11 protein-coding genes are annotated in these 16149 nt (G+C 68.4%); 5 read left to right on the top strand and 6 right to left on the bottom strand.

The window, feature by feature from the left end:
- Positions 1-402 precede the first annotated feature (402 nt).
- The 3 genes from CY658_RS29630 to CY658_RS29625 all read right to left on the bottom strand — a co-directional run bounded on the left by CY658_RS29630 (position 403) and on the right by CY658_RS29625 (position 3902).
- On the bottom strand, positions 403-2274 hold the full coding sequence (locus tag CY658_RS29630; RefSeq protein ID WP_101493564.1) for a phosphoenolpyruvate carboxykinase (GTP): 1872 nt from the start codon (positions 2272-2274) through the stop codon (positions 403-405).
- Between the two features lie 151 nt (positions 2275-2425).
- Positions 2426-2581 (bottom strand): hypothetical protein, encoded by a 156-nt coding sequence (locus CY658_RS32845; protein ID WP_180839076.1) that lies wholly within the window; start codon positions 2579-2581, stop codon positions 2426-2428.
- Positions 2582-2702: 121 nt separating this feature from the next.
- Complete coding sequence (locus CY658_RS29625; protein ID WP_180839075.1) at positions 2703-3902, bottom strand: threonine ammonia-lyase; 1200 nt, start codon at positions 3900-3902, stop codon at positions 2703-2705.
- Positions 3903-4018: 116 nt separating this feature from the next.
- Here CY658_RS29625 and CY658_RS29620 point away from each other — a divergent pair, with 116 nt between their 5' ends.
- From CY658_RS29620 to xylB, 4 genes are all read left to right on the top strand, one after another.
- Positions 4019-6343: an ATP-binding protein gene (locus CY658_RS29620; RefSeq protein WP_101493562.1), complete on the top strand. Its 2325-nt coding sequence runs from the start codon at positions 4019-4021 to the stop codon at positions 6341-6343.
- A gap of 79 nt (positions 6344-6422) precedes the next feature.
- Positions 6423-8030, top strand: a complete 1608-nt coding sequence (locus tag CY658_RS29615) for a S41 family peptidase (protein WP_101493561.1) — start codon at positions 6423-6425, stop codon at positions 8028-8030.
- Positions 8031-8220: 190 nt separating this feature from the next.
- Positions 8221-9402: a nucleoside hydrolase gene (locus tag CY658_RS29610; RefSeq protein WP_101493560.1), complete on the top strand. Its 1182-nt coding sequence runs from the start codon at positions 8221-8223 to the stop codon at positions 9400-9402.
- Between the two features lie 56 nt (positions 9403-9458).
- Positions 9459-10928 carry a xylulokinase gene (xylB, locus tag CY658_RS29605; protein WP_101493559.1) on the top strand — a complete coding sequence of 490 codons (1470 nt, stop codon included), beginning with the start codon at positions 9459-9461 and terminating at the stop codon, positions 10926-10928.
- 16 nt (positions 10929-10944) lie between these two features.
- Here the strand turns inward: xylB and CY658_RS29600 are convergent, their stop codons facing one another.
- Positions 10945-11913, bottom strand: coding sequence for a tripartite tricarboxylate transporter substrate binding protein BugE (locus CY658_RS29600; RefSeq protein WP_101493558.1), 969 nt, complete (start codon positions 11911-11913; stop codon positions 10945-10947).
- Positions 11914-11965: 52 nt separating this feature from the next.
- Complete coding sequence (locus CY658_RS29595; protein WP_374221140.1) at positions 11966-13207, bottom strand: alpha-hydroxy acid oxidase; 1242 nt, start codon at positions 13205-13207, stop codon at positions 11966-11968.
- Between the two features lie 111 nt (positions 13208-13318).
- Here CY658_RS29595 and CY658_RS29590 point away from each other — a divergent pair, with 111 nt between their 5' ends.
- The gene (locus CY658_RS29590) at positions 13319-14221 is read left to right on the top strand and encodes a LysR family transcriptional regulator (protein ID WP_101493557.1); all 903 of its coding nucleotides are present in this window, start codon (positions 13319-13321) and stop codon (positions 14219-14221) included.
- A 10-nt stretch (positions 14222-14231) separates the two neighbouring features.
- Here CY658_RS29590 and recQ read toward each other — a convergent pair whose 3' ends face one another.
- Positions 14232-16142: a DNA helicase RecQ gene (recQ, locus tag CY658_RS29585; RefSeq protein ID WP_180839074.1), complete on the bottom strand. Its 1911-nt coding sequence runs from the start codon at positions 16140-16142 to the stop codon at positions 14232-14234.
- Positions 16143-16149 lie beyond the last annotated feature (7 nt).

The raw sequence follows: 16149 nt of genomic DNA, 5'->3' as shown, positions 1-16149 counted from the left end.
CGCAATCAGTTCAGCCAGTAGGTCTGCTGTCAGATCAACCAGTGTCTCACCAGCAAAGAATCGCGCCCGGATCCGCTCGAAATACGGTGTCCCGCCAAGCCACGCCCCCCACTCAGCGTGCGACACCGCATGCAGCTCCAGCAGCTTGAACTTCATCAGCACCTTCATCGCATGACGCGCGTGCTTCACCGGGTCTCGCTGCAAGCCAGCTAAACGCTTGCGCGCCGTATGCAAGGCACGATCGACGTCGCCAAAGACTCCGCCATGACCTGGAATCACCTGCAGAGGCGCCAATTGACCGCCGCCCAAAACAAAAAAGCCCGACGAGATAAACTCATCGGGCTTTCTACCGGGCTTTCAAGGCCCGTATTTCGCAGGCTGCGCGAGCCTGCGAGAGCCTACTCAGGCTGCCAACCGCTGCTCAATCGCAGCCTTGGTCTCCGGCAATTCCTTCGGCAGATGGTGCGCCAGCTGCTGGAACAGCTCCGAGTGCAGCTTCAGCTCAGCCTGCCAAGCGGCCTTGTCAATGCTCGTGACCGTCGCGAACTGCTCGGCGCTGAAATCCAGGCCGGTCCAGTTCAGGTCTTCATAGCGCGGGCTCACGCCGGTGATGTGTTCGACACCTTCCGTCGCCTTGCCTTCCACGCGATCGATCATCCATTTCAGCACGCGCATGTTCTCGCCGTAGCCCGGCCATACGAACTTGCCGTCCGCTCCCTTGCGGAACCAGTTGGTCGTGTAGATCTTCGGCAGCTGGGCGCCCGAGGCTTCCAGCTTCTTGCCCAGGTCGAGCCAGTGTTGGAAGTAGTCGCTCATGTTGTAGCCCATGAACGGCAGCATCGCGAACGGGTCACGGCGCACCACGCCCTGCTGGCCGGCGGCTGCAGCGGTAGTTTCCGAGCCCATCGTCGCGGCCATGTAGACGCCTTCGACCCAGTTGCGCGCTTCGGTGACCAGCGGCACGGTCGTCGAGCGGCGGCCGCCGAAGATGAAGGCGTCGATCTTCACGCCCTTCGGGTCGTCCCAGGCATCGTCGAGTGCGGGGTTGTTGGTGGCGGCCACGGTGAAGCGCGCGTTCGGGTGCGCGGCCTTGGCGCCGGTTTCCTTGGCGATCTGCGGCGTCCAATCCTTGCCTTGCCAGTCGATCAGGTGCGCCGGCAGCGCCTTGCCCGGCGTGTCCTGCTCCATGCCTTCCCACCACACGTCGCCGTCGTCGGTCAGCGCGACGTTGGTGAAGATCACGCCGTCGTCCAGGCTGCGCATGCAGTTCGGGTTGGTCAGCATGTTGGTGCCCGGCGCCACGCCGAAGTAGCCAGCCTCGGGGTTGATGGCGCGAAGCGTGCCGTCGGCCTGCGGCTTGATCCAGGCGATGTCGTCGCCGATGGTCGTGACCTTCCACCCATCAAAGCCCGCCGGCGGCACCAGCATCGAGAAATTCGTCTTCCCGCAGGCGCTGGGGAATGCCGCCGCTACGTGGTATTTCTTGCCTTCGGGATTGGTCACGCCCAGGATCAGCATGTGCTCGGCCAGCCAGCCTTCGTCGCGGCCCATGTTTGAGGCGATGCGCAGTGCAAAACACTTCTTGCCCAGCAGCGCGTTGCCGCCGTAGCCCGAGCCATAGCTCCAGATCTCGCGCGTTTCAGGGTAATGAACGATGTACTTGGTGGTGTTGCAGGGCCAGGACACGTCCTTCTGGCCGGCCTCGAGCGGCGCGCCCACGGTGTGAATGCACGGCACGAACTCACCGTCGGTGCCCAGCACCTCGTACACGGCCTGGCCCATGCGGGTCATGATGCGCATGTTGACGGCCACGTAGGGGCTGTCAGACAACTCGATGCCGATGTGCGCAATGGGCGAGCCCAGCGGGCCCATGCTGAACGGCACCACGTACATGGTGCGGCCCTTCATGCAGCCGTCGAACAGGGGCTGCAGCGTCGTGCGCATCTCGGCCGGGGCCATCCAGTTGTTGGTGGGGCCGGCGTTTTCCTTCTGTGCGGAGCAGATGAAAGTGCGGTCTTCGACACGTGCCACGTCGCTCGGATCGGACATCGCGAGGAACGAGCCCGGGCGCTTGGCGGGGTTCAGCTTCTTGAAGGTACCGGCGTCGACCAGTTGCTGGCAGAGGCGGTCGTATTCTTCCTTGCTGCCGTCGCACCAGTGGATGGCGTCAGGTTTGCACAGCGCGGCCATGTCGGCCACCCAGGCGATCAGCTTGGCGTTCTTGACGTATGAGGGCGCCTGAATGGGAAGGCCCTTCATCGTGGGTGCGTTCATCGGAAATCTCCTAAGTTGAAAAATCGTCTTTCCGAACGGGGCGCCGCGCCTGACCAGGCACGGAGGTCCGTTTGAGAAAACGTTTCGCTTTGGGAGATTGCGTCAACGCGGGCCGCACAGCCCGCGGACAAAAGCGCGAAAGCCTGTCAGCTCAGGCGAGAAAAACGGCGATCGACGCCAGCAGCAGCATCAGCACGCCGCCAGCCAGCGGGAGCACGAGCGGCATCAGGTGAACGACCGATTCGACGGCGTCAGGTTCAGCGGCGGCAGCGTGGTGGCCGTGCTCGGCGGGGGTGGGATGGGACATCGGGAAATACCTCGAATACGCAAATGACAAAGCGCCAAATGCAGTCAACCGCAAATGACAAAACTCCCGCCATTTTACCGGCGAGGCGCCGCCAGCGGGTCTAGGGGGTTGCGAGGAGCCCTCAGTGCTGCTCCACCGCTTCGAAACCGGCGTCTTTCAGGGCGCTCAAGACGCTGGCCAGATGGGCCCGGCCCCGCGTCTGCAGCACCAGCTCGACGTCGACATTCTGCGCCGCCAGCATGGTGAAGGCGCGTTGGTGGTGCACCTCGTCGACGTTAGCGCCCGCTTCGGCCACAGTGGCCGTGATCTGGGCCAGCGAGCCCGGCACGTCGCGCGCGCTGACACGCACCCGGGCCAGCCGGCCGGCGCGCACCATGCCGCGTTCGATGATGGCCGCGAGCAGCAGCGGATCGATGTTGCCGCCCGACAGCACCAGGCCGACGCGCTTGCCGCGAAAGCGCTCCGGATGACGGATCAGGGCCGCCAAGCCAGCCGCACCGGCGCCTTCGACCAGGGTCTTTTCGATCTCGAGCAGCATCAGCACGCCCTGCTCGATGTCGCCTTCGTCCACCAGCAGCAGGTCGTCGACCTTGGCCGCGATGATTTCCCGCGTCAGCACGCCCGGCGTGCCGACCGCGATGCCTTCGGCGATCGTGCTCGTGCCCTGCGCGTGGTGCGTGCCCTTGACGGCATTCACCATCGCCGGAAAGCGTTGGGTCTGTACGCCGACGATCTCGAGGCCGGGCTTGATCTCGCGCGCCGCGACGGCCATGCCTGCGATGAGCCCGCCGCCACCGACCGCCACCACCAGCGTGTCGAGGTCGGGCACTGCATCGAGCATCTCGAGCGCGATCGTGCCTTGGCCGGCAATGATGGCTTCGTCGTCGTAGGGATGCACGAAGGTCAGGCCTTCGCGTTCGGCCAGCGCCAGTGCATGCGCGCGCGCCGCGTCCAGCGTGTCGCCGTGCAGCACCACCTCGGCACCGAAGCCGCGCGTGCGCTCGATCTTCACGCCGGGCGTGAAGCGCGGCATCACGATGAGTGCGCGCAGGCCCAGCCGCTGTGCGTGATAGGCCACACCCTGCGCATGGTTGCCGGCCGACATGGCGATCACGCCGCGCGTGCCGCCTTCAGACAAATCGACGAGTTTGTTGCACGCGCCGCGTTCCTTGAACGAGGACGTGAACTGCAGGTTTTCGAACTTCAGGAACACCTGCGCGCCCACGATTTCAGAGAGCGTGCGCGACTCCACGCAGGGCGTGTTGAGCACCTGGCCCTGCAGGCGTGCCGCGGCGCGACGGATAGCTTCGATTCCGACCATGGCGCGCATTGTGGCTGGAATCCAGCGGATCAGGGTTTTTACTCTTTCGGCGTCTTCCCGAAGCCAAAAGTCTGCGTTATGGTCGCTCCAAGTATTTCCTCGCAGGAGGTTGCCTGATGGTCAAGCGTGCGGGTGTCGATGTGGTGGCTGCTGCGGTGCGCGGGCAGGCCTTGCCCTCGCCCGGTCTCAAGGAAGCGCCGGTGCTCGAGCTCATGTGCTCGCACTTCGTGCTTACGCTCGCGGCCAAGCAGGGCCCGCGCTTCAATGTGCGGCGCGATATCAACGGATTGCTCTCGCTCACCGGGCGCCACCTCGTGTGGCCCGCCGCCGTGCTGCAGCGATTGCGCGAGTTCCTGGGCCGCCGCTGCGCGGGCAACGAAGCGTGGAAAGGCGTCGAAGATTTCGATGGCCGCACGCTGCTCGAACGCCACGGCGTGTGGCGCGGCCCGTATGAGGAAGGCACGCTGTTCTTCTACCTCGACGAGTACGCGAAAGACCAGCCCAAAGACCTGCTCTCGGTGCTCGCCGTCACGCGCGACTGGCTCACGCATGCGCTGCGCAAACAGTCGACGCTGGTCGAGAAGAACATCGACGCGCTCGCCGGCCTGCTGCAGCTCAACAAGGCCGAGCGCGCGCTGCTGCTGTACGGCACGCTCGCGCGCTACCAGCGCGACCTGCGCTCGCTGCTGGTCGAGTTCAAGGTCAACAACGCGCCCGAGGCCTACGCCGCTATCGCCGACATCGCGGGCGTCAACGCGAGCGAGGTGGGCGAGGCATTGCGCGCGGGCTCGCGGCTGGAACGCATCGGCCTCGTCGAGAACCTCATCTCCGAGCACAACATCACCGACCTCGCTGACCTCATGAAGGTCAGCGAGAAGCTGCCGCCCGTGCTCATGCGCGAGTACCGCGACCACAACGAGCTGATGGCCGTGTTCACGCGGCCCTCGGCCAAGAGTGCGCTCACGCCACACGATTTTTCTTTCGTGGAAGAAGACGCGCAGATGCTCGTCACGCTGCTGCGCGCGGCGGTCGCGCGCAAGGAGCCCGGCGTCAACGTGCTGCTCTACGGCCCGCCCGGCACCGGCAAGACCGAGCTGGCCAAGGTGGTCGCGCAGGCGGCGGGCCTCGAACTCTTCGAGGTCGAGTACGCCGACCGCGACGGCAATTCGCTCAGCGGCCGCGACCGCTACCGCTCGTTGCAGATCGCGCAGGTGTTCCTCAAAGGCAGCGCGCAGGCCGCGTTGTTGTTCGACGAGGTCGAAGACGTCTTCCCGCCCATCAGCACCGAGGCCGCGCAGTTCATGGCGCGCGCCGAGCAGATTCCCGCACCCGCCAGTGGCAGCGTGAGCGGCAAGGCCTGGGTCAACCAGATCCTCGAGGCCAACCCCGTGCCCACGCTGTGGGTCACCAACCGCATCGAGCAGATCGATCCAGCCTTCCGCCGCCGCTTCGCCTACCACCTCGAACTCAAGTCGCCGCCGCCCGGCGCGCGCGAGCAGCTCGTCAAGAAAACGCTCGAAGGCGTGGTCGTGTCCGAGGCCTTCACGGCCAAGCTGGCCGAGCGCAAGGGCCTCACGCCCGCGCAGATCCGCACCGCCGTGCGCTTCGCCGGCCTGGCGAAGACCGACGAGGCCTCGGTCGAGGCCCTCATCGAGCGCCAGCTGCGCAACGCCGACCTCGCACTCGGCACGCTCGACAAGAGCCCGGCCGAGCGCCGCAGTGTCACCACCTACGACCTGGACATGCTCCACGTCGAAACCCGCTTCGAAATCCCGCGCATCGTCGAGGCGCTGAAGGCGCGCGGCCATGGCACGCTGTGCTTCTATGGTGCGCCGGGCACCGGCAAGACCGCGCTGGCCGAGCACATCGCCAAGGCCGTGGGCCGCCCCCTCATCGTCAAGCAGGCCAGCGACCTCATGAGCAAGTACGTCGGCGAGACCGAGCAGAACATGGCCGCCATGTTCAAGGAGGCCGAATCGGAGAAGGCCGTGCTGCTGCTCGACGAGGCCGACTCGTTCCTGCAGGACCGGCGCGGCGCGCAGCGCACCTACGAGGTCACCGAGGTCAACGAGATGCTGCAGGGCATGGAGCGCTTTCGCGGCGTGTTCGTTTGCACCACCAACCTGCTCGACCGGCTCGACCAGGCGGCGCTGCGGCGCTTCACCTTCAAGATCAAGTTCATGCCGCTCACCGCGGCGCAGCGCGAACGCATGTTCGTTACCGAGGCGCTCGCGGGCGACGCGGCGCTGCTCACCGGCGAGGTGCGCGCGCGCCTGGCGCAGCTGTCGCAGCTGTGCCCCGGCGACTTCGCGGCCGTGAAGCGGCAGACCGACATCCTCGCGACCGAGTTTTCGGCGGCGGAGTTTCTCGAGCAGCTCGAAGCCGAGCACCGGATCAAGCCCGAGGTACGCGAATCGCGCGGCATGGGCTTCATCCAGTAGCGGGCGGCGTTCCGCGCCCCCCGCACCCCGAACAAGACCAATCAGAACTGTCCGCCACCGCGGACGCCAGGAGGACCCGATGGCCTTTCGCAATGCAGATGCGTCGCGGCGCTCGCGGGCCCTGGCCGCCTGTGCCGGTGCGATGGCGCTCGCCCTGGCCGGTCTCCTGGTGGGATGCGGTGGAGGCGGCGGTGGCGGCGGTGGGTTCCCGATCGGCGTGGCGCCGACGCCCAACCCTGGGGGCGGGGGTGAAGGCGGCATCGTCGCGTCGTCGACCGTCGCCGGCCAGTGCGCCGCGCCGCGCCCGGGCATCAACCCCGCGACCGGCCGCGCCTACCCCGACAGCGCCGGCACGGTCGACAACGAAAAGAGCTGGGTGCGTGGCTGGATCGACGAAACCTACCTTTGGTACAACGAGGTGCCCCCCACGCTCAAGGCGGCCGACTACGCCACGCCGCAGACCTGGTTCGACGTGCTCAAGACGCCGGCCACCACGCCGTCGGGCCGGGCCAAGGACCGCTTCCACTTCACCAACAACACCGAGGCGTACCGCCTGCAGTCCGAAGGCGGCGTGTCGGCCGGCTACGGCATGGAGATGGCCACCGTGCGCAGTTCGGTGCCGCGCAACATCCGCATCGCCTTCGTCGAGCCGGGCTCGCCGGCCGCGGCGGCCGGCCTGGTGCGTGGGGCCAAACTGGTCGTCGTCGACGGCATCGACGTGGTGTCCGTCCCCGACAGCGAGAGAGACCCCATCTTTCGCGCGCTCTCGCCACGGGCCCTCGGCGAGAAGCACACCTTCACCTTCGAAGTGGACGGCACGCGCGGCAGCCCCATCGAGCTCACGGCCCAGCGCATCACGAGCACGCCGGTGCAGTTCACGCGCACCATCGGGCCGGCCGGCAACCGCGTGGGCTACCTGCTGTTCAACGACCACATCACGACCGCCGAGGCGCAGCTCGTCGCGGCGATGAACACGCTCAAGCAGGACGGCGGCGTCCAGGACCTCGTGATCGACATGCGCTACAACGGCGGCGGCTTTTTGCACATCGCGAGCCGGCTGGCCTACATGGTGGCCGGACCGGGCCCGACGAACGGCAAAACCTTCGAGCTGCTGACCTTCAACGACAAGAACCCGTACCGCACCACGCTCGCGGAAAACCTCACGCCCTTCTTCACGACCACCCGCGCCGGCCAGCCGCTGCCCACGCTGGGCCTCTCGCGCGTCACGCTGCTGACGAGCGGCGGCACCTGCTCTGCCAGTGAGTCGGTCATCAACAGCCTGCGCGGCGTGGGTGTCACGGTCAACCTCGTGGGCACCACCACCTGCGGCAAGCCCTACGGTTTTGTGCCGCAGGACAACTGCGGCACGACCTACTTCGCGGTCAACTTCAAGGGCGTGAACCAGGCCGGCTTCGGCGACTACGGCGACGGCTTCGCGCCCAATGCGGGCTGCGTCGTGTCCGACGACTTCAGCCACCCGTTGGGCGACCCCGCTGAGCGCCGGCTGGCCGCGGCGCTGCGGCTGCGCGACACCGGGTCGTGCGCGGCGCCGACCGCGTCCGCCAAGGCCGCGGACACCCTGGGCCTGGAGAAGGGCGACATGCCGGTGGACGACGAGCCCGCCCTGCTTCCCCGTTCGCCGCTGCGCGAGAACCGGTGGATCGACCTCGTGCCAGCCCCCGTCTGATGGCGGGCTGACGTCCCCACGCGAGGCCGGCCCCGGCCTCGCGGAAAACCCCTAGCCGCACCCCATTGCCACGCGTGTGGCCTGCCATTTAGAGTTTGGCAAACGTTTGCGCAAACCTTTGCGCAAACGTTTTCAATCCCCGGCTTCCCTCTGAAAACCGGACTGAAAACCAAACACTTAGGAGAAGCAGATGCGCAAATGGACAGCGAGAGCCTTCTGGCTCGTCGCCGTGGCCGTGCTCACGGCATGCGGCGGCGGTGGGGGCGGCAACGACGGCATCGGCCTGGCGCCCGGGTTCGCCGCGCCGCCGGTGGCGCAGAAAGTCATCATCGACAGCGACTACAACACCATGAGCGACGACGGCCAGCTCGGCGTCATGGCCGCGCAGCTGCAGGCCGAGGGCAAGGTGCAGGTGATGGGCATCAGCGTGGTCTCGGGCAACCAGTGGCTCAAGCAGGGCGTGGCCGACGCGCTGATGTCGGTCGAGCGCCTGGGCGTGGGCCAGCGCATCGGCGTCTACGTGGGCGAGAACTACGCCATCAACCACGACTACGCCACCATCGAGGCCGAGATGAAGGCCGGCGCGGGCGGCGACGGCTACCTGGGCGCCTGGAGCGGCCCCGAGCCCAAGACCGACGCTGATCTGAAGCCTTCCCCCGACGGCTTTGCCACGCGCACCGTGGTGCAGCGCAAGAGCGCGGTCGATTTCATCATCGACACCGTCAAGGCGAACCCGAACGAGATCACCATCCTGGCCATCGGCCCGCTCACCAACATCGCGCTGGCCGTGAAGAAGAGCCCCGAGATCGTGCCGCTGATCAAGAAGATCATCTACATGGGCGGCGCCGTCGACGTGGCCGGCAACACCACCCATTTCGCCGAGTTCAACTGGTGGTTCGACCCCGAGGCCGCGCAGTTCGTGGTGCGCCTGCCGATCCCGCAGGTGGTGGTGCCGCTGGACGTGACCGACACCGTGTTCCTCACCAAGCCCGTCTACGACCGCATCGCGCACCCGGCCAAGCCCACGGCCGTGACCGAGGTGTTCCGCAAGCTCAACGGCTACGGTTTCAGCGGCACCAACGGCTTCGAGAACAACCCGAACTACACGCAGAACATCTGGGACACGCTGGTGCTGGCCTACCTCATCGATCCGCGCTACGCCACGCAGACTGTCGAGCGCTATGTCGACGTGGTCGCCAAGCCCGGCGCCGCCGACAACGGCCGCTCCATCGGCTACGCCACGCCGCCCGCGGGCGTGCCGCTGCAGAAGATGACCGTGGTGAAGAAGTTCGACAACGCGCGCTTCTTCGAGCTCTACATCGACCTGCACACGCGTCCGGTGCCGATCACGCTGCCGGCAACCACACCGTAAGCACCTGCCGTCAGCCTGCGCGCCGATACTCCGGCCCTCGAACAGGGAACACACGCATGCTGCTCGGCATCGATATCGGAACCTCCGCGGTCAAGATCGTCCTGACCGACATGCAGCTGCATGTCGTGGCCACGGTCGATCGGCCGCTGCGCTCGCAGTACCCGCAGCCGCTGTGGTGCGAGCACGACCCCGACCAGTGGTGGGCCGCCGTGGCCGACGGCCTCGACGAGCTGGCGCGCACGCACCCGGCGGCGATGGCCGGCGTGCAAGGCATCGGCCTGTCGGGCCAGATGCACTCGCTGGTGCTGCTCGACGAGGCCGACCGCCCCGTGCGCCCGGCCATTCTCTGGAACGACGGCCGCGCCGCTGCCGAGGCCGCCGAACTCATGCAGACCGACCTGGCCCTGCGCCGCGCCGTCGGCGTGCAGCCGATGGCGGGCTTCACCGGTCCCAAACTGCGCTGGCTGCGCACCCATGAGCCCGACGCCGTGGCGCGCGCCTGTTCACTGCTGCTGACCAAGGACTATGTGCGCCTGCAACTGTCGGGCGACAAGGTGACCGACGTCACCGACGCGGCCGGCACCTGGCTGTTCGATCAGGCGCAGCGCCGCTGGTCGCCGCAGGCGCTCGCCGCCTGCGGGGTCGATCCTGCGTGGCTGCCGCGCGTGGTCGAGTCGTGCGAACCCTGCGCCACCGTGCGTGATGCGTTGGCTGCGCGCTGGGGCTTGCCGCGCGGCGTGCCGATTGCCGGCGGCGCGGGCGATGCCGCGGCAGGCGGCGTCGGCATCGGCGTGGTCGGGCCGGGCGACGGCTTCGTGTCGCTCGGCACCTCGGCGCAGATCCTGGTCGCCGACACCGCGCACCGTCCCGATCCCGAGCGGCTGGTGCACGCCTTCTGCCACGCGCTGCCGCAGCGCTGGTACCGCATGGCGGCGCTGCTCAACGGCGCGAGCCCGCTGGCCGCGCTGGCGTCGTGCACCGGTGGTGCGTCGGTCGGCGAGTTGCTGGCCGAGGTCGAAGCCGCGTACACCGGGCCATCGCGCCTGCTCGCGCTGCCCTACCTGTTCGGCGAGCGCACGCCGCACAACAACCCGTTCGCGCGCGGCGCGATCGTCGGCCTGTCGGGCGCCACCACGCGCGCCGATTTGATGCAGGCGGTCTGCGAAGGCATCGCCTTCTCGCTCGCCGATGGCCTGGAAGCGCTGAGCGCGCAGACGGCGCGGCCCGAGCGCCTGGCGCTGATCGGCGGCGGCGCGCGCTCTGCCTTCCTGGCGCAGCTGATCGCCTCGGTGCTCGATGTGCCGCTGGTGCTGTACGAATCCGCCGACCGCGGCCCGGCCTTTGGCGCGGCGCGGCTCGCGCGGCTGGCGGTCACGGGCGAAGACCCGGCGGGTGTCGTCGTCGCGCCCGCCGTGCGCCAGGTGCTCGCGCCCGACGCCGCCTTGCACGCGGCCTACCAGCCCCGGCTCGAGGCCTTCCGCACGCTCTACCGCGCGATGGCGCCGGTCTGGGCGTCGGTGGCCTGAAGAGGCGCTCGCCGGTTCAGTCCGGCGTGAGTCCGGCGGAATCCACCACCTTCTTGTACACGTCGAACTCGGCGGCGATCTGCTGCGTGAATTCCTGCGGCGTGTTGCCGACGACGAAGGAGCCGGTGTCCTGGATGCGCTTGCGCACGGCGGGATCTTCCAGCGACTTGCGCGCCGCCGCGTGCACCTTGTCCACCACGTCCTTGGGCAGGCCCTTGGGGCCCACGATGCCGTAGTACGCCATGCGGTTCACCGGCGCGAGCCCGACCTCCTTGAAGGTCGGCACGTCGGGCAGGTCCTTCAGGCGCTCGGACGCCGCCACGACGATCGGGATCAGCCGGCGGTCCTTGATGAACGGAAGGGCGGAGGGCAGGTTGTCGAAGATCATCGCGACCTGGCCCGCGACGGTGTCATTGAGCGCCGGACCCGACCCCCGGTACGGGATGTGCGTGACGGACGCGCCGGCCATGCCCTTGTACAGCTCCATCTGCAGGTGCCCGATGCTGCCCGTGCCTGCGGTGGCGTAGGCGTACTTGCCCGGGTTCTTCTTCAGCACCTCGATGAAGCCCTTGTAGTCGCGGGCCGGAAAGCTGGGATGGACCGCAATGACATTCGGCGTGGCTGCCAGATTGATGATCGGCGTGAAGTCGGTCTTGGGGTTGTACGGCACCTTGGGGTTGATGGCCGGGTTGGCCGCCGTCGTCGACACGGTGCCGATGCCCAGCGCGTAGCCGTCGGGCGTTGCGCGCGCGGTCTCGGCGGCCCCGATCGCGCCGCCCGCGCCCGACTTGTTCTCGACGATGACGCTCTGCCCCAGGTGCCTGCCCAGGGGCTCGGAAATGACGCGCGCAATGATGTCCGTCGTGCCGCCCGGCGCGAACGGCACCTGCAGCTTGATGGGCTTGTCGGGGTAGCCCTGCGCGTGGGCGGGCACGGTTGCTGCCAGCAGGCAGGCGAGGGCGAACAGGGTGGGGTTTTTCGGCAAGGTGTCTTCCTCCTTTTTGATTGATGGAATGGATGGGATGAGTGGGGGCAGGTCAGGGGCGCCGAGGGATCAGGCAGCTCGCATCGAGCTCGCTCGGGTCGTTGACGCCGAGCATCGCCATGTTCCGGTCGACCTCGTCCCGCAGCAGCCGGATCGCGTGCGTGACGCCCGCGTGGCCGCCCACGGCGGCGGCATACATGAACGGGCGGCCGGCGAACACGGCCTTGGCGCCGAGCGCCAGCGCCTTCAGCACGTCGCTGCCGCGCCGCACGCCGCCGTCGACCATCACGGGCAGCTCGCCCGCGGCGTCCAGCACCTGCGGCAGCGCGCGCAGGGCCGGTGCGGCGCCGTCAAGTTGGCGGCCGCCGTGGTTGGAGACGATGAGGCCATCGGCGCCGAGCTGGCGCGCGCGCCGCGCATCGGCCGGATGAAGAATGCCCTTCAGGATCAGCGGCCCGCGCCACTGCTGGCGGATGCGGGCGATGTGATCCCAGTGGATGTGGTCGCGGCCGGTCGTGTCGCGGATCGCGGTGCTGGAGAAAAGAGGCGCGCCGCGCGTGGCGAACGAATTCTCGAAGTGCGGCATGCCCTGCGTCACGAAGGTCCGCGCGAGTGTGCCGAGCAGCCAGCGCGGCCGCACGAGGCCGTCCCATGCCAGCCGCAGGCTGGGCCGCAGCGGCGTCGTGAAACCGGCGCGCACGTTGTTTTCGCGGTTCGCCCAGACGGGAATGTCGACCGTGACGACCAGATGGCGAAAGCCCGCGCCGGCGATGCGCGCCACCAGGCCGTCGATGCGCGCCGCATCGCCCGGCAGGTAGGCCTGGAACCACGTGCCGGGCGCGGCCTGGGCCACTTCTTCCATCGGAATGAGCGAGGTGCCGCTCATGACCGCGGGAATGCCGGCCGCCTGCGCCGCCTGCGCGAGCACGAGGTCGCCGCGGTAGGCCGACAGCGCGCTGATGCCGACCGGCGCGATCCCGAAGGGCGACGCGTAGCGCTGGCCGAACAGCGTGACCTCCTGCGAGCGCCGGGAGACGTCGACCAGCACCCGGGGCAGGAAGTCGTGCGCGTCGAACGCAGCGCGGTTGGCGTCCAGCGAGCGGTTGTCTTCCGCCGCACCGGCGATGTAGCCGAACAGCGGGCGCGGCAGCCGGCGCTTCGCCGCGTGCTCGAAGTCCTGCAGCGACAGGATGCCGGCCAGGCGCCGCGGCGTCGCGGCAGCAGCAGCCGGGGCTTGCGCCGGCGCGGTGCGCGGGGCATCGAAGGCACGCGAGAAAACAGTCATGTCCGCCATCCAGTCAGTCGTTCGGTCCGCGCGGACTGTAGGGGAGTAGAAGGTTTTAAAAAAGCGAATTTATGGTAATTTGTCATTTCGCTTTTTTCGAAATGACGGAGGGGACGGCGCATGACGCTGAAGCAACTGGAGGCCTTCTACTGGGCCGCGACTTGCGCCAGCTTTGCGCTCGCGGCGCAGCGGCTGCACCTGTCGACCTCGTCGCTGTCCAAGCGCCTGGCCGAGCTGGAGGTGTCGCTCGGCGCGCCCTTGTTCGACCGCGCCGGGCAGCGGGCCACGCTCACGGACGCGGGCGAGCGCTTCCTGCCGCGCGCTGCCGCTTTGCTGCTGGCGGCCGACGAAACGAAGCGGTCGATCGGCGCACCCGCCAGCCTCGGTGGCCGCTGCACCTTCGGCATCGGCGAGCTGAGCGCGCTGACCTGGCTGCCCCAGCTCGTCGCGCATGTGGGGCGGCACCTGCCCGACCTGCGGCTGGAGCCGCACGTCAACTTCGGCTCGGCGCTGGACGAGCGCCTTCGCAATGGCGAGCTCGACTGCGCGGTGATCGCCGGGCGCTCACCGCACCACGGGCTGATCTCGTCGCACACCGTCGGCCAGGCGCATTTCGTGTGGGTGGCCGCGCCCGCGCTGGCGGGCAAGGCCACGACGATCGGCGCGCCGCTGCTCGCGCAACACCCCATCGTGACGCTGCCCCCCGGCGCGGGCACCAGCCGCCTGCTCGATGAATGGCTCATGGCCGAGAACCTCGAGGCGCCGCATCGCCTCAGCTGCAACAGCTGGGGTGCCGTCGCCGGCCTGCTGATCGAGGGGATCGGCGTCGGGTTCCTGCCGGAAGGCTGGGCGCGCCTGCTGTCGCGCCGCGGCGACCTGCGCATCCTGAAGACCCGCCAGGCCCTGCCCGCGCTGACCTATACCTTCCAGAAGCGCAGCAACGACGAGCGCCATCTGCTGGTGGCCATGCGCGCCGCGGTGCTCGCGTCCATCGATTTCTCGAAGGCCGCGCGGCTGCTCTAGCCGCAGGTGGTCAGAAGGCTTCGCACACGCGCAGCACTTCGGCGCCGTAGGCCTCGAGCTTCTTCGTGCCGATGCCGCTGATGCCCTGCAGGTCTTCGAGCGTCGCGGGCGCGCGCTCGGCAATGGCGGCCAGCGTGGCGTCGTGGAAGATCACATAGGCCGGCAGGTTGTGCTCCTTCGCCACCTCGGCGCGCCAGGCCTTGAGCGCCTCGAAGCGCTTCTTGCCGGTGTCGTCGAGCGAGGCGGCCGCCGGCGACGGTGCGCCCTTGGCGACCTTCTCGCGCCGGGGCTTGCGCTCGGCCGGCGACGACACCGACTCGCGCAGCGACACCGTGGCCTCGCCCTTGAGCACCGCGCGCGAGCCTTCGGTGAGCTTCAGTGTGTTGAACGCTTCCGCGTCCACCGCCAGCGCGCCCGTGGCGATCAGCTGGCGCAGCACGCCGCGCAGCGCCACCTCGCTGAACTCCGCGCCGATGCCGAAGGTGCTGATGCGCTCGTGGCCGAACTGCTTGACCTTCTCGGTCGCCTTGCCGCGCAGGATGTCCATGATGTGGCCCGCGCCGAAGCTGATGCCGCTCTGCTGCTGCACGCGGTAGATCGTGCTCAGCAGCTTGCGCGCGGCATCGGTGCCGTCCCACACCTGCGGCGGGTTCAGGCAGTTGTCGCAGTTGCCGCAGGGCGTGCTCTGCTCGCCGAAGTAGCCCAAGAGGCGCACGCGGCGGCAGTCGCTGGCCTCGGCCAGCGAGAGCAGGGCGTCGAGCTTGCCGCGCATCACCTGCTTGAACTCTTCGCCGGCCGGGCTCTCGTCGATCATGCGGCGCTGGTTCACCACGTCGTTCAGGCCGTAGGCCATCCAGGCGTCGGCGGGGGCGCCGTCACGGCCCGCGCGGCCGGTTTCCTGGTAGTAGCCCTCGATGTTCTTGGGCATGTCGACGTGGCCGACAAAGCGCACGTCGGGCTTGTCGATGCCCATGCCGAAGGCGATGGTCGCGACCATCACGATGCCTTCTTCGCGCAGGAAGCGGTCCTGGTGCTTCTGGCGCACCGCCGCATCGAGGCCCGCGTGGTACGGCAGGGCGTTGATGCCGGCGCCCTTCAGCGTCGTCGCGAGGTCTTCCACGCGCTTGCGCGACTGGCAATAGACCACGCCCGCATCGCCCTCGTGCTCGCGCTCGATGAAGCGCAGCAGCTGCGTGGTGGCGTCTTTCTTCTCGACGATGGTGTAGCGGATGTTCGGCCGGTCGAAGCTGGAGACGAACTGGCGCGCTTGCTCGAGCTGCAGCCGCTCGACGATGTCGGCGCGCGTGAGGTCGTCGGCCGTGGCCGTGAGCGCGATGCGCGGCACGCCCGGGTAGCGCTCGTGCAGCACGGTGAGCGCGCGGTACTCGGGGCGGAAGTCGTGGCCCCACTGGCTCACGCAATGCGCCTCGTCGATGGCGAACAGCGAGAGCTTGCCGCGCTCGTTCAGCGAATCGAGCTGCGACAGAAAGCGCGGCGTGTTCACGCGCTCGGGCGCCGCGTACAGCAGCGTGATCTCGCCGCGCAGCATGCGGCGCTCCACGTCCTGCGTCTGCTCCCAGTCGAGCGTCGAATTCAAAAAGGCCGCGTTCACGCCCGCCTCGTGCAGCGCGCCCACCTGGTCGTGCATCAGCGCGATGAGCGGTGACACCACCACCGACACGCCGCGCCCCGCGCGCTGCCGGGCGATGGCCGGGATCTGGTAACAGAGCGATTTGCCGCCGCCCGTGGGCATCAGCACCAGCGCGTCGCCGCCGCCCACCACGTGCTCCACGATGTCCTGCTGGGCCCCGCGGAACCGGGCGTAGCCGAACACGTCGTGAAGGATGTCGGCGGGGGCCGCGCTGCCGGAGCTGCTGCCGTCGCTGGACGCGTCGAAGGGGCGGGGAGCGAGGGAAGACACAGGCGGG

Origin of the sequence: Variovorax sp. RO1, from assembly GCF_002849325.1 — a bacterium.
Classification (GTDB): Bacteria; Pseudomonadota; Gammaproteobacteria; order Burkholderiales; family Burkholderiaceae_C; genus Variovorax.
The sequence above is the reverse complement of the archived record's forward strand: the minus strand, read 5'-3'. Positions and strand labels throughout refer to the sequence as shown.

What these genes read in the sequence shown, in the direction of transcription:
- CY658_RS29625 (WP_180839075.1), bottom strand. Translation starts at nt 3,902, where the DNA reads ATGGTCGGAATCGAAGCTATCCGTCGCGCCGCGGCACGCCTGCAGGGC.
- CY658_RS29620 (WP_101493562.1), top strand. Translation starts at nt 4,019, where the DNA reads ATGGTCAAGCGTGCGGGTGTCGATGTGGTGGCTGCTGCGGTGCGCGGG.
- xylB (WP_101493559.1), top strand. Translation starts at nt 9,459, where the DNA reads ATGCTGCTCGGCATCGATATCGGAACCTCCGCGGTCAAGATCGTCCTG.
- CY658_RS29590 (WP_101493557.1), top strand. Translation starts at nt 13,319, where the DNA reads ATGACGCTGAAGCAACTGGAGGCCTTCTACTGGGCCGCGACTTGCGCC.
- CY658_RS29630 (WP_101493564.1), bottom strand. Translation starts at nt 2,274, where the DNA reads ATGAACGCACCCACGATGAAGGGCCTTCCCATTCAGGCGCCCTCATAC.
- CY658_RS29595 (WP_374221140.1), bottom strand. Translation starts at nt 13,207, where the DNA reads ATGGCGGACATGACTGTTTTCTCGCGTGCCTTCGATGCCCCGCGCACC.
- CY658_RS29610 (WP_101493560.1), top strand. Translation starts at nt 8,221, where the DNA reads ATGCGCAAATGGACAGCGAGAGCCTTCTGGCTCGTCGCCGTGGCCGTG.
- CY658_RS29615 (WP_101493561.1), top strand. Translation starts at nt 6,423, where the DNA reads ATGGCCTTTCGCAATGCAGATGCGTCGCGGCGCTCGCGGGCCCTGGCC.
- CY658_RS32845 (WP_180839076.1), bottom strand. Translation starts at nt 2,581, where the DNA reads ATGTCCCATCCCACCCCCGCCGAGCACGGCCACCACGCTGCCGCCGCT.